The 13,639-nt window shown below is 72.8% G+C and carries 10 protein-coding genes; 6 read left to right on the forward strand and 4 right to left on the reverse strand.

Annotation, left to right across the window (positions count from 1 at the left end; genetic code table 11):
- The first annotated feature begins 82 nt into the window (after positions 1–82).
- The 4 genes from EFL26_RS06980 to EFL26_RS06995 all read left to right on the forward strand — a co-directional run bounded on the left by EFL26_RS06980 (position 83) and on the right by EFL26_RS06995 (position 5,777).
- The gene (locus EFL26_RS06980; protein WP_123222160.1) at positions 83–481 is read left to right on the forward strand and encodes a BlaI/MecI/CopY family transcriptional regulator; all 399 of its coding nucleotides are present in this window, start codon (positions 83–85) and stop codon (positions 479–481) included.
- On the forward strand, positions 478–1,347 hold the full coding sequence (locus EFL26_RS06985) for a M56 family metallopeptidase (RefSeq protein ID WP_123222161.1): 870 nt from the start codon (positions 478–480) through the stop codon (positions 1,345–1,347). The genes EFL26_RS06980 and EFL26_RS06985 overlap by 4 nt, the downstream gene beginning before the upstream one ends.
- Before the next feature lie 207 nt (positions 1,348–1,554).
- A complete protein-coding gene (locus tag EFL26_RS06990) occupies positions 1,555–4,077 on the forward strand; it encodes an FtsK/SpoIIIE family DNA translocase (RefSeq protein WP_183408071.1) in 2,523 nt (840 codons plus the stop codon).
- Positions 4,074–5,777: a helix-turn-helix domain-containing protein gene (locus EFL26_RS06995; RefSeq protein ID WP_123222165.1), complete on the forward strand. Its 1,704-nt coding sequence runs from the start codon at positions 4,074–4,076 to the stop codon at positions 5,775–5,777. The genes EFL26_RS06990 and EFL26_RS06995 overlap by 4 nt, the downstream gene beginning before the upstream one ends.
- A gap of 16 nt (positions 5,778–5,793) precedes the next feature.
- Here the strand turns inward: EFL26_RS06995 and EFL26_RS07000 are convergent, their stop codons facing one another.
- The 4 genes from EFL26_RS07000 to EFL26_RS07015 form a co-directional block, all read right to left on the reverse strand.
- Complete coding sequence (locus tag EFL26_RS07000) at positions 5,794–6,849, reverse strand: DNA polymerase IV (protein WP_183408072.1); 1,056 nt, start codon at positions 6,847–6,849, stop codon at positions 5,794–5,796.
- Positions 6,831–9,365 carry a hybrid sensor histidine kinase/response regulator gene (locus EFL26_RS07005; RefSeq protein WP_123222166.1) on the reverse strand — a complete coding sequence of 845 codons (2,535 nt, stop codon included), beginning with the start codon at positions 9,363–9,365 and terminating at the stop codon, positions 6,831–6,833. The genes EFL26_RS07000 and EFL26_RS07005 overlap by 19 nt, the downstream gene beginning before the upstream one ends.
- An 88-nt stretch (positions 9,366–9,453) precedes the next feature.
- A complete protein-coding gene (locus EFL26_RS07010) occupies positions 9,454–10,122 on the reverse strand; it encodes a response regulator (protein WP_221176862.1) in 669 nt (222 codons plus the stop codon).
- A complete protein-coding gene (locus EFL26_RS07015) occupies positions 10,119–11,759 on the reverse strand; it encodes a sensor histidine kinase (protein WP_123222167.1) in 1,641 nt (546 codons plus the stop codon). Before EFL26_RS07015 ends, EFL26_RS07010 begins: the two co-directional genes overlap by 4 nt.
- A gap of 133 nt (positions 11,760–11,892) precedes the next feature.
- Here EFL26_RS07015 and EFL26_RS07020 point away from each other — a divergent pair, with 133 nt between their 5' ends.
- Complete coding sequence (locus EFL26_RS07020; protein ID WP_123222168.1) at positions 11,893–12,711, forward strand: ABC transporter ATP-binding protein; 819 nt, start codon at positions 11,893–11,895, stop codon at positions 12,709–12,711.
- Entirely contained in the window at positions 12,701–13,597 is an 897-nt protein-coding gene (locus EFL26_RS07025; protein ID WP_221176863.1) for an ABC transporter permease, read from the forward strand. The genes EFL26_RS07020 and EFL26_RS07025 overlap by 11 nt, the downstream gene beginning before the upstream one ends.
- The last annotated feature ends 42 nt before the right edge of the window (positions 13,598–13,639 follow it).

The following is a 13,639-nucleotide window of genomic DNA, read 5'->3' on the forward strand; positions in this document are numbered from 1 at the left end:
CCGGGCGGTACCCGGCTCCCCGCTGCGCAGTCGCGGCGTACGCACTCGGCGCTCTGTTACTACGTCGGGTAGTATCTGCGTCGTGCCCCGCCAGTCCCGCCTCGGAGACCTCGAGCGCAGCGTCATGGAGTCGCTGTGGGACGCCGGCGACGCGTGGCGCACCGTGCGCGAGGTGCACGACGTCCTCGCTCGCGACCGCGACATCGCCTACACGACCGTGATGACGGTGCTCGACCGGATGGCGCGCAAGGACCTCGTCGAGCGTGAGCGTGAAGGGCGCGCCTGGAGGTACCGGCCCTCGCAGAGCCGTGGCGCGATGACCGCGGAGGTGATGCGCCAGGCCCTCGGTGAGTTCGCCGAGGAGGCCAACGCGCGCGACCGGGCGGCCGCCCTGGTGGCCTTCGTCGGCGAGGCCACCGACGCCGACCGGCAGGCGCTGCGAGACGCCCTCGCCGCGCTGGAGCGTCGCAGCCGGGCATGACCACCCTGGTGCTGGCGGCCCTGGCGGTGCTGCTCGCCGGCCCGGTTCCCTGGCTGATGACCCGGCTCCACGGGTTCCGGCGCACGCCGCGGGCGGCGATGGTGCTCTGGCAGGCGGTGGCGCTGGCCGGGGTGCTCTCCGCCCTGGGCGCGGGGCTGTCCCTGGTCACCGTGCAGCTGGTGGGGGAGCAGTCGGTCCGCTCGTACGCACTGTCGGCGATCCCGCTGTCGCTGACCGGCCTGGTCCTCGCGCGGCTGCTGCTCTCCGGCCACCGGGTCGGCACCGGTCTGCGTCAGCTGCGTCGACGGCACCGCCACCTCGTCGATCTGCTCGCCGAGGACCACGACGGGGTGCACGTGCTCGAGCACGAGGCGCCGACGGCGTACTGCGTGCCGGGCCTGCGTTCCCGCGTGGTGGTCAGCAGTGGCACGGTCTCCTCGCTCACCGACCGGCAGCTCGCCGCCGTGCTGAGCCACGAGCAGGCTCACGTGCGGGCCCGGCACGACCTGGTTCTCGAGGGGTTCACCGTGCTCCAGGAGGCGTTCCCGAGGGTGGTCACCTCGAAGCAGGCGCTCGCCGAGGTCCAGCTGCTCGTGGAGGTGCTCGCCGACCGCGCAGCCCGACGGCGGCAGGGCGCGCACGCCCTGGTCTCGGCGTTCTCGGCGCTGCTGGACGGAGGCCTGGTCCAGGCACCCGAAGGTGCCGTGGCGGCCACGGGCAGCGACCTGCAGGTGCGGATCGGGCTGCTGCTCGACGACCACCGCCACCGGGTGCAGGCAGGCGTCCTGCTGCTGCTCGCCGCCGGGGTGCTGGTGCTGCCCACCCTGCTCGTCGTGCTGCCCTGGCTCCAGGGGCTTGCCGGCTGAGAAAAATCGCTGGACGGAAATTGTGAGAACTGCTCCCGTCGTCAGGGCCGCTCACCTAGACTGGAGGTAGAGCCCCGATCGGTACCCGAGAGCCGGTCGGGGCTCCTTCACGTCCTGGCACGGCGTCCTCACGCGGGCACGACACGGTCGGCGCACCGCGGCGTGTGACACGTGGGACTGGTGTGGCCATCCCGTACATTGCGGATCATGGCGACCCGTACGTCTTCCCCGCCGGCGTCGCGCAGCAGGAGCACGCCCAAGAAGGGCGGTTCCGGCTCGCGGTCCCGGTCGTCGGGAACCTCCAGCAAGCGCAAGCCGGCCCCGAGCAGGTCGCGGCGGCCGGCGCCGCGCGCCGTGCGCAGCGGCCCCGGACCCGTTTCGCGGGTGTTCGGAGCGCTGGGCCACGGAGCCGCGGGGGTGTGGCTCGGGATCGCCGGAGGCGTGGGCGCCGGAGCGCGGAAGATCGGGCAGGGCGCGCGTGACCTCGAGCCGGAGCACCGGCGGGACGGCGCCGGGCTCTTCCTGATCGCCCTCGCCGTCGTCGTGGCCGCCTCGGTCTGGTGGCAGCTGCCCGGATCGGTGTTCGCCGGCACGCGTGCGGTCGTCGCCGGCTCGGTGGGCCTGGTCGCGTGGTTCGTGCCGCTGATGCTCTGCTACGTGGCCTGGCGCAACCTGCGCGACCCCGAGGCCAACGGCCCGGCCGGGCGCCAGGTCGTCGGCTGGGGCGCCCTGCTGTTCGGAGTGCTCGGCATCATCCACATCGCGAACGGCTCGCCCAAGCCCGAGCTCGGCGACACCGGGCAGCTGCAGCAGGCAGGCGGCGCGCTGGGCTTCGTGGTCGCCAAGCTGCTCACCGACCTGCTCCACACCGGGTACGTCGTCGTGCCGCTGCTCGTGCTGCTCGCCTTCTTCGGGCTGCTCGTCGTCACGGCCACGCCCGTCTACCAGGTCCCGGCGCGGCTCCGGCACGCACGCGACCGGCTCCTCGGCCGGCACGTCGCGGACGAGACCGAGGCGGACGACGTCGAGGCGACCGTGGCCACGAAGCGCCGCCGGCGCAAGGGCGTCGACGACCCGGAGATCGACCCGGACATGGGCGACCCGGCGTACGACTCCCCGGTGCTCGAGGGGCGCGAGTTCTCCAAGCGGGGCAAGGCCGCGCCCGAGCCGGAGATCCCCGAGGACGAGGCCAAGCACGACCTAGAGCCGCCGCCGCACACGCCGCTGCCGGCCCGGGTCGAGCAGCTCAGCCTCTCCGGCGACATCACCTACTCGCTGCCCGAGAGCGACATCCTCAAGCCCGGCAGCGCGCACAAGCCGCGCACGAAGGCGTCGGACGACATCGTCGGGCGACTCATGCAGGTCTTCGAGGAGTTCGAGATCGACGCCCGGGTCACCGGCTACACGCGCGGCCCCACGGTGACCCGCTACGTCGTCGAGCTCGGCCCGGCGGTGAAGGTCGAGAAGATCACGAACATCGCGAAGAACATCTCCTACGCGGTGGCTTCTGCCGACGTGCGGATCCTCTCGCCGATCCCCGGCAAGTCCGCGGTCGGCATCGAGATCCCGAACATCGACAAGGAGATCGTGTCGCTGGGCGACGTGCTGCGCTCCAACACCGCGCGCAACGACCACCACCCGATGGTGGCCGGGCTCGGCAAGGACGTCGAGGGCGGCTTCGTGGTCGCCAATCTCGCCAAGATGCCGCACCTGCTGGTCGCCGGTGCCACCGGCTCCGGCAAGTCCAGCTTCATCAACTCGATGATCACCTCGGTGCTGATGCGGTCCACGCCCGACGAGGTGCGGATGATCCTGGTCGACCCGAAGCGGGTGGAGCTGAACGCCTACGAGGGCATCCCGCACCTGATCACGCCGATCATCACGAACCCGAAAAAGGCCGCGGAGGCGCTGCAGTGGGTCGTGCGCGAGATGGACATGCGCTACGACGACCTCGCGAACTTCGGCTTCCGGCACATCGACGACTTCAACAAGGCGGTGCGGGCCGGCAAGGTGAAGGTGCCGCCGGGCAGCGAGCGGCAGCTGGCGCCCTACCCCTACCTGCTGGTGGTCGTCGACGAGCTCGCCGACCTGATGATGGTGGCCCCGCGCGACGTCGAGGACTCCATCGTCCGGATCACCCAGCTCGCCCGCGCGGCGGGCATCCACCTGGTGCTCGCGACCCAGCGCCCGTCCGTGGACGTGGTCACCGGCCTGATCAAGGCGAACGTGCCCTCCCGGCTCGCCTTCGCCACCTCCAGCCTCGCCGACAGTCGCGTCATCCTCGACCAGCCGGGCGCCGAGAAGCTGGTCGGCCAGGGTGACGGCCTGTTCCTGCCGATGGGTGCCTCGAAGGCGGCCCGCATCCAGGGCAGCTGGGTCACCGAGGCCGAGATCCACCAGGTGGTCAACCGGTGCAAGGCGCAGCTCGAGCCGTCGTACCGCGAGGACGTCACCGCACCGCAGAGCTCCAAGCGCGACCTCGACGACGACATCGGTGACGACCTCGACCTGGTGATCCAGGCCGTCGAGCTCGTCGTGTCCACCCAGTTCGGCTCCACCTCGATGCTGCAGCGCAAGCTGCGGGTCGGCTTCGCCAAGGCCGGGCGGCTCATGGACATCCTCGAGAGCCGGGGCGTGGTGGGCCCCAGCGAAGGTTCGAAGGCCCGCGACGTGCTGGTCAAGCCCGATGACCTCGACGCGGTCATCGCCACCCTGCAGGGGGAGCAGTGAGCGAAGTCAAGACCCACGAACTGGTGGCGATCCGGCGCAACGTCTGGCTCAGCGGCGTCGTCGCCGGCCTCGCCGCGCTGATCGGCCTGGGCTACCTGCTGCGCAGCGGCGGGGTGCTCGACACCCTGGTCGGAGCCGCGCTGCTGCTGGTCGCGGCGCTGCACGGCGCCGGCCTCGCCTCTGCGCGCACCCCGGTGCTCGTCGCCGACGAGCACGGCATCCGGCTGCGGGTCGGGATGTCCTGGCGCGGGCTGCCCTGGGGATCGGTGCGCCAGGTGGTGGTGGAGCACGCCGACAGCCCGCTGCGCGAGGGACGGCTCGTGGTGGTCCCGCGTGACCCGGAGTCGGCCCTGGACTACCTGGGAGTGCGCGAGCGGCTGCACCTGCGCTGGAACGAGCTCTGGTACGGCGCCGCGCTCAGCGTGCCGCTCGGCATCACGACCCTCACCGACACTCGCGACCTCGGCGGCGCGCTCACCGACCTCGCCGACGGCCGGACCGACGTGGTGCACCTGCGCGGGCGCCAGCTGGCCCAGCTCGACGACGTGGTCGCGCCTCCGCTCGAGCCCGGCGACGAGGAGGACGAGCCCTTCGACCACGCCGCTCTCGCACCCCTGGAGGACGAGGCCATCGACGACGAGGCCATCGACGACGAGGCCGCGGCCGACGAGGCCATGGACGACGAGGCCGTGGCCGCAGTGGAGCTGCCCGAGCCGGTGGCGCCGCTGCGCGACCTCCACCGGCCGGCCCGGGTCGAGGTGCGCCTCGACGCGCCGGCGATCCGCCGCCAGGACGACGAGGACCCGGCCGCGGCGGACCCGCTGGCCGGCGTCGTACCGGTGCAGCGCCGCCCCGACGAGCTCGGGCCTCCCCCCGAGCCGGTCCCGGACCTGGTCCACGCCGAGACCTGGGAGGAGCTGCCCGTAGAGCTGGAGACCGAAGACCTCACGGTGGTCGGCCCCGACGAGCGGGTCCCGGCCGAGCCCGTGATCGGCCCGAAGATCGCGCACGCGCGCGAGATGCTCGACATGAGCATCGACGAGCTCAGCCAGCGCACCCGGATCCGGCCGCACGTGATCGAGGCGATCGAGGTGGACGACTTCGGGCCGTGCGGGGGCGACTTCTACGCGCGCGGGCACCTCACCGCGATCGCGCGCGTGCTCGGCCTGACCCTCGAGCCGTTGATGAAGGAGTACGACGACCGGTACGCCGGCGGCCCGATCAACGCCCGTCGCGTCTTCGAGGCCGAGCTCGCGACCGGTCTCAGCAGCGGCATGCGCGCCACCCGCGGCGGACCGAGGTGGACGCTGCTGATCGGTGCCGTGCTCTGCCTGACCATGGTCTGGGGCGTCGCCCGGCTGCTCTCCGGTGCTCCCGAGCAGGTCGCGACGCCGCCGTCGAGCAGCAGCGACTCCGCCGGGCTGGCGGCCAACCGGCAGCCGATCACCTCGCCCCTGATGAAGACCACGACGATGACCGTGACCGCCGCCCACGCCGGTGCCCACGTGGTCGTCAAGGACCGCACCGGCCGCGTGCTGTGGTCCGGCGACCTGCGGATGACCCACCACCGGCGCGTGGTCGGGCTGGCGCCCTTCACGGTGGAGTCGGACAACGGGGGAGCGATCGAGGTGACGATCGCCGGTCACGCGATGGGCACGCTCGGCGTCGCCGGCAAGGCGACCTCGAAGCGGTTCGGCTGAGCGCTCCGCCGTTCGCTCAGTAGCCCCCGTCGGGCGGCACCATCTCCGCACGCACGCCCAGGAGCCTGATCGGACGGTCGTCCTCGAGCCGGTGGAGCAGCGCCAGGGCGGCTCCGGCGATCTCGTCGACGTCGGAGGTCGGCGCGTCGAGCTTGCGGCTGCGGTGCACGGTGAAGAACGGCGCGAACCGCACCTTCAGGTGCACCCGCGCGCACGCACGTCCCTCCCGGTCGATGTCCGCGACGACCTGGGCGGCGAGCTCGCGGACGGCGGTCTCGACCTCCTCGGGTGAGGTCAGGTCGGCCTGGTACGTCGTCTCGCGACCGTGCGCCCGCGCCACCCACGGGGTGTCGTCGACGGTCGCCCGCCCGCCGCCGCGGCCGAGCCGCGCGTAGTGCGGGCCCATGGCCGGACCGAACTCGCCGACGAGCGCCTGCGGGTCGACGGCAGCGAGCTCGCGGACCGTGTGGATGCCCAGCGCCGCCAGGCGCGCCGCGACCCGGGAGCCGATGCCCCAGACCGCGGTCGTCGGCCGGTCGCCCATCACGGCGAGCCAGGTGTCGCGGGTCAGCGTCGCGACGCCGCGGGGCTTGCCGAGGTCGGTCGCGATCTTCGCCCGGGTGGTGGTGTCGCCGATCCCGACCGAGCAGTGCAGCCCGGTCGCCGCGAGCACGTCGGCCTGGATCCGTCGGGCGGCCGCCTCCGGGTCGTCGGTCTCGAGGCCGACGAACGCCTCGTCCCAGCCGAGGACCTCCACGGTCGCTCCCGGAACGGCCCGGAGCGTCGCCATCACCTGCTCGGACGCGGCCTCGTAGACCGGCCGGTCCACGGGCAGGAAGACCGCGTCCGGGCACCGGCGCGCGGCCGTCCGCAGCGGCATCCCCGACCGGATCCCGAACGTGCGGGCGGCGTACGACGCCGTCGAGACCACCCCGCGCTCGGTGGGGTCGCCCCGCCCGCCGACGACCACCGGCAGGCCGGCCAGCTCGGGACGCCGCAGCACCTCGACGGCCGCGAGGAACTCGTCGAGGTCGACGTGCAGCACCCAGGACCTCAGCCGGTGGGAACCCATCGCTCCAGCACGGCGAGCACGTCCGCCTTCTGCATCGGCTTGGCGAGGTAGTCGTCCATCCCGGCCGCCACGCAGCGCTCCCGCTCGCCGTCGGTCACCGTCGCGGTCATGGCGACGATCGGCGTGCGCTGTCCCGCCTTCTCGTTGCGGCGGATCTCGCGCGTCGCCTCGTAGCCGTCCATCTCCGGCATCTGCACGTCCATCAGGATCAGGTCGAAGGCCTGCCGGCCGGCGATCTCGACCGCCTGTCGCCCGTCGTCGACCACCTCGGCGGTGTAGCCGAGGTGGGCCAGCAGGCCCGCGGCGACGAGCTGGTTCACGTCGCTGTCGTCGACCACGAGCACGACCCCGCGCGACCCGCCGCTCACGGGCTCCGGCACGACCGCCGGCTCGTCCGGAGCCTGTTCGCCGACGACACCCTCCAGGGTGAGCCGCATCCGCGACATCAGGACCGGCTTGGTCAGGGCGGCGGAGATCGAGGCCGCACGCGTCTCGGCCTCGGTGACGGTCGGACCCGAGGTCATCAGCACGACCGGCAGGCCCGCCAGTGACGGCTCGGCGCTGATCCGTCGTGCCAGCTCGAGTCCGTCCATGCCGGGCATGCACAGGTCGAGCACGCCGAGGTCGTAGGGCTGTCCGGCGCGGGCAGCCCCTTCCAGCGCCTCCAGGGCCCCCTCGGCCCCGTCGACGACGTCCACGGACATCCCCCAGTGCTGGAGCTGGTCGTGCAGGATCGTCCGGTTGGTGGCGTTGTCGTCGACGACGAGGACGCGCAGGCCGTCGAGCGAGGAGGACGTGGGGCGCGCGACCGTGACCTTCGGCTCCCGGCCGACCTCGAGGGGGAGGGTGCACCAGAAGGTGCTTCCCGCGCCGGCGGAGCTCTGCACCCCGAGCTGACCGCCCATCGCGTCGACCAGGCGCCGGCTGATCGACAGCCCGAGCCCCGTGCCGCCGTACTTGCGGGTGGTCGAGGAGTCGGCCTGCGTGAACGGCTCGAAGAGCCTCCCGACGTCGTCGGGGGCGAGTCCGATCCCGGTGTCGCTGACCTCGAAGCGCACCACGCAGCGGTCGCCGGTCCGGTCGTCGAGGGTCACCCGGAGCACCACCTCACCGGTCGCCGTGAACTTCACGGCGTTGCCGGCGAGGTTCAGCAGCACCTGCCGGATCCGGGACGGGTCGCCGCGAAGACCGCTGGGGACCTCGGGCGAGCAGAACGCGAGCAGCTCGAGGCCCTTGGCGAGAGCAGGCTCGGCGACGATCTCGGCGACGCTCTCGACCAGGTCGACGACGTCGAAGTCGATCTCCTCGAGCTCGAGGTGTCCCGACTCGATCTTGGAGAAGTCCAGGATCTCGTTGATCACCGCGAGGAGCCCCTGTCCTGCGGTCCGGACGCCTTCGGCGTACCGCCGCTGGCGCTCGTCCAGGGTCGTGGTCAGCAGCAGCTCGTTGAGGCCGATCACGCCGTTCATCGGGGTGCGGATCTCGTGGCTCATCGTGGCCAGGAACTCCGACTTGGCACGCGAGGCGGCGAGCGCGGCGTCGCGCGCCACGGCCAGGTCGCGACGCATGTGGGTCTCGGCGACCAGCAGCCGCCACACCCGCAGGACCGTGATCGCGACGACGACGAGCATCGCGACCACGCCCTCGCTCGCGTCGACCTGCCGGCCCTGCACGTCGGCGGCGACCAGCAGCACCGGGGGCACCAGCAGCGGGAGCACCGCGAGACCGAGCTGGCCGAGCTGGGTGCGGGTCGCGCCGGCGGGCACGGCCGTCGCGGAGGCCGAGGTGGGGCCGGGCCGTCGCCAGGTGGAGGTCGCCATCAGCATGCCGCCGACCATCCAGCCGGAGTCGAGGACGGCCGAGAACAGCGTCGACGTCCACGGCAGCATGTACCCGAAGTCGGACGCCAGCCAGCAGCCGATGCCGACGGCGAAGCGCACGCCCAGGGCCTCGCGGTGCTCACGCACCGACAGCATCCGGAGCACCAGGGCGAGCAGGACCGCGTCCAGCAGCGGGTAGCCGCCCAGGACCAGCCGCGTGTTCACCGGGACCGAGGTGTCGATCACGATGGAGCGCACGGCGACGCTCCAGAGGAGCAGCACGCTGACCACGACGACGGTCACCAGGTCGACCGCGGCGTCGATGTTGATCCTGCGGGCGTCCTGCCGCCGGGCCAGCACGATCGTCAGGAGCGCCGCCACCAGGAAGACGTAGGCACCGTAGTAGCCGACGTCGGCCCACGACGCGTCCGGCTCGTGCCCGGTGAGGGAGTACGTCGTCCAGGTCACGTCGCCGGCCGCCGACGACGCCAGGCCGACCGTGATCAGCAGCGGCACCCGTCTCCGGCCCGGCGGCGCCGCGCGGGTGCCGAGAGCGGCGACCAGCGGGCCGGCGATGATGACCGAGAGGTACGTCGTGTTGCCGACGAGACCGGACGGCCAGATGACGTGCACGAGCACGAGCAGAGCGGTCAGGCTCCACAGGACGACCGCGGGTCGCTGGGCTCGCACGGCCATCTCCCTCACCGTTCCTTCGGAAGTCAGGGTAAGGGAACGGAGGGCTCCGGGGAGTGCGTTCCGGCGTGTTTTCCGGCCGTCGGTCGCGCTATCCGCGCCAGGTGTAGCGGTGCTCGGGTCGACCGGTCGACCCGTAGCGCAGGCCCAGCTCGACCCGGCCCGCGGAGACGAGGTCGGCCAGGTAGCGCTGCGCGGTCGCGCGGGAGACGCCGGTCGCGTCTGCGACCTCCTGGGCGGTGAGCGCGTCGGCGGCCCCCAGCAGGACGTCGCGCACGGCGTCGGCCGTCACCGCGGAGCGGCCCTTCGGCATGGCGCCGGCGGGGGAGTCGCCCTCGCGGAGCACGGCGAGTGCCCGGTCGACGGCCCGCTGGTCGGCTTGACCGGCCTCCAAGGAGTGCCAGAACCGGCGGAACGCCGCGAGCCGCTGCGTGAGCACCGGTGGGGCGAACGGCTTGAGGATCACGTTGACGGCACCTGCGGCCACGGCTCGCCGGATCACCGCGCCGTCGTTCTCGGCGCTGATCAGCATCACCGCGGCGTCGAGCCGGCGGATCAGGGAGGTGCCGCGCTCGTCGGGGAGGTACTCGTCCAGCAGCACCAGGTCGGGATGCTCGGATCCGGCGAGCGCGAGTGCCTCGGCGGCCGTGTGCGCGACGCCGACCACCTCGACGCCCTCGACGGTCGCCGCCAGCTCGGAGTGCAGTCGCGCGACCCTGAAGTCGTCCTCGACGACGAGCACGCGGATCGCCCGGCTCACCGCGCCGCCTCCCGTGCGACCGCCTCGACAGCCCCGCGCAGGCGGGCCTCGAACACCGCTCCGTGCGCGGCGGGCGGCGGACCGCCCTGGTCGACGAGCACGATGTCGCCGCCTGTGGCGCGCGCCGTGTGCCGGGCGAGCGCGAGGCCGAGACCGTGGCCGTCGGACTCCTCCTCCTTGCTCGTCCAGCCGTGGTCGAAGACCGCGCCCACCGCCCCGGGCGGCACGCCGTCGCCCGTGTCGCGCACGTGCACGACGAGGTCCGCACCGTCGGACACGAGCGTCACCTCCACGCGGGCCGGATGGCGCGACCCGGTCGCCGCGGCCCGCACGGCGTTGTCGAGCAGGTTCGCCACGACGGTGACGGTGTCGAGCGGGCGACGCAGGCGGCCGTCGACGAAGGTCTCGGGGGCCACCTCGAGGGTCACGGCCGACTCCGACGCGGCGGCGGCCTTCGCGGCGAGGACGCCGGCCAGGTACGGGTCGTCGACGCCGGAGACCCAGGTGGTCGAGCCGGAGAGCTCCTCGAGGTAGGCGAGCGCCTCGGGCACGTGACCGCGGTGCAGCAGGCCGGCGAGGGCGTGCAGCCGGTTGGTGTGCTCGTGCGCCTGGGCGCGCAGCGCGTCGGTGAGGGCCCGGGTCGCCTCGAGCTCGCGGGCGAGGCTGTCGAGGTCGCTCCGGTCGCGGAGGATGAGCACCTCGCCCAGGTCGCGGCCGTCGCGCTGCACGGGCAGCCGGGTGGCGAGCACGGCCCGGTCCGCGACGATGCGCAGCTCTCCGCGCGGCGCCGGCTCCTGCGTCATGAGCTCCACCACGGCCGGGTCGGTGGTCGCCTCGCCGAGGACCTCGCCGCGGCGCGGCACGGACCCGAGGAGCCGCACCGCCTGCGGGTTCGTGACCGTGACCCGCCCGGCGTTGTCCACCGCCAGGATGCCGTCGGTCACGCCGTGGAGCACCGCCTCGTGCTCGCGGACCAGGTCGGCCATCTGCTCGGGCTCGAGGCCGAGGGTGGAGCGGCGCAGCCGGCGGCCCATGCTGATCGCCCCGAGGATGCCGAGCGCGAGCGGCACCAGCGCGATCAGCCCGAGGGTGAGGGCGAGGGCGCGTGTCTTCTCGTCGATCGCCGCGATGTCGATCCCGACACTCACCTCGCCGACGACGGTGCCGGCCGCGTCGCGCAAGGGGACCTTGCCGCGTGCGGAGCGGCCGAGGGTGCCGCGCTCGACCGCCACGACCTCGCGGCCGGAGAGCGCCTCCTCGGGGCTGGTCGAGACCCGCTCCCCGATGCGCGACCGGGTCGGGTGGCTGAACCGGATGCCCTGGTCGTCGGTGACCACGACGTAGAGCGCGCCGGTGGCGCGGCGTACCGCCTCCGCCTGGCGCTCGACCGGACCGGAGGGAGTCGGCTTGGTGGTGGTGACCGCCGTCGCCAGGCCCGGCAGCTGCGCCACGGACCGGGCGACGGCGAGGGCCCGCTGCTCGTACTGCTCGGTCAGGTCGCGGCGGAGCACGGCGACCGCGGCGACGGTCACGAGCAGCACGACCAGGCTCAGCAGCAGGGCGGTCAGCACCGCGATCCGCGACCCCAGCCGCAGCCGCGGCCGGCGCGGCGGGTCGGGGTGAGCAGGCGCGGACACCCGCCCACCCTAGGCCGGAAACAGGGCCGGGAGCCGCCCTGAGCAGAATGCGCAGAACGCAACTTGTGAGCACTGGCGGCGCAATGCGCGCAAGGGTAGTGACGCACGTCATAGGCACCTAGCGTCGCCGCCCATGACCCCACTCACCCCCGTTCCGGCGATCTCGCTGCGCGGCGCGACCAAGAGGTTCGCGACCCGCAGCGGCGCGCCGTTCACCGCCATCACCGACGTCACCCTCGACGTCGCCCCCGGGGAGTTCGTCACGATCGTCGGGCCCACCGGGTGCGGCAAGTCGACGACGCTCTCCCTGGTGTCCGGCCTGGAGCCGGCGTCGGCCGGCACCGTCGAGGTCCACGGTCGACCGGTCACCGCGATCCCCGACGGCATCGGCTACATGTTCCAGACCGACGCGGTGCTGCCGTGGAAGAGCGTGCTGGACAACGTCGCCCTCGGGCTCCGCTACCACAAGGTGGCCAAGCAGGAGGCCCACGCCCGGGCGCGTGACTGGATCCAGCGGGTCGGTCTCGCCGGCTTCGAGGACCGCTACCCGCACCAGCTGTCCGGCGGCATGCGCAAGCGCGTCGCGATGGCGCAGTCGCTGATCGGCGAGCCGTCGATCCTGCTGCTCGACGAGCCGTTCGGCGCCCTCGACGTGCAGACCCGGGAGCACATGCAGGACGAGCTGCTCGACCTGTGGTCCGGCACCGGCGCCGCGGTCGTGTTCATCACCCACGACCTCACCGAGGCGATCAGCCTGGCCGACCGCGTCGTGGTGATGACCGCCGGTCCCGGCACCGTCAAGGAGACCGTCCCGATCGACCTTCCCCGTCCCCGCAAGGTCGAGGAGATCCGGCTGACCCCGGAGTTCACCGAGATCTACCGCAACGTCTGGAACAGCCTCCGCGAAGAGGTCGAGATCACCCGAGCCCGAGGAGCCTCCCGTGTCGCTTGATGTCGCCAACGTCGCGTCGACCCAGGTCGACGCCACGTCCGAGAACGTCACCGCCCGCCGCTCGGCGTACCGGTTCCTGCGCGGGCGCAGCGGCAGCTCCGCCTGGCTGGTCAACGCCGTCCGACTCGTCCTGGTCGTCGTCTGGCTCGGCTCCTGGGAGCTGTCCGCCCGCACCGTGATCGACCCGTTCTACTACTCGATGCCCAGCCGGATCTGGGAGCGCCTGGTCGACTGGTTCACGAACGGCACCTCGCAGGGCAGCATCTGGGCCAACATCGAGGTCACGCTCGAGGAGGCCGTGCTCGGGTTCGCGATCGGCACGCTCGCCGGCGTCGTGCTCGGCGTGGTGCTGGGCCGCAGCCGGTTCCTGGCTGAGGTGCTGGCTCCCTTCATCAAGGGCACCAACGCGATCCCGCGGATCGTGCTCGCGTCCCTCTTCGTGATCTGGTTCGGCCTCGGCATGACCAGCAAGGTGGCGACTGCCTTCGTCCTGGTGTTCTTCGCGGTCTTCTTCAACGCCTTCCAGGGCGCCCGCGAGGTCGACCGCGTGCTGGTCGACAACGCCCGGATCCTGGGTGCCTCGCGGTGGGACCTGATGCGGACCATCATCCTGCCCAGCGCCACCTCCTGGATCCTCGCCAGCATGCACGTGGCCTTCGGCTTCGCGCTGATCGGTGCGGTCGTCGGGGAGGTCGTCGGCGCCGACCGGGGCATGGGGCTGCTGATCTCGCGGTCCCAGGGCAACTTCGACGCCGCTGGCATCTACGCCGGGATGTTGATCATCACCGCCGTCGCGCTGGTCGCCGAGTGGCTGATCACCAAGCTCGAGACCCGGCTCACCCGATGGCGTCCGCAGCAGAGCAGCTCGGCCGCCGCCGGCATCTGACCCCTACCCACCCGCACCGCCCTCACCCCGAAGGAAGAGAAC

The organism is Nocardioides pocheonensis, assembly GCF_003725535.1.
Taxonomy (GTDB): domain Bacteria; phylum Actinomycetota; class Actinomycetes; order Propionibacteriales; family Nocardioidaceae; genus Marmoricola; species Marmoricola pocheonensis.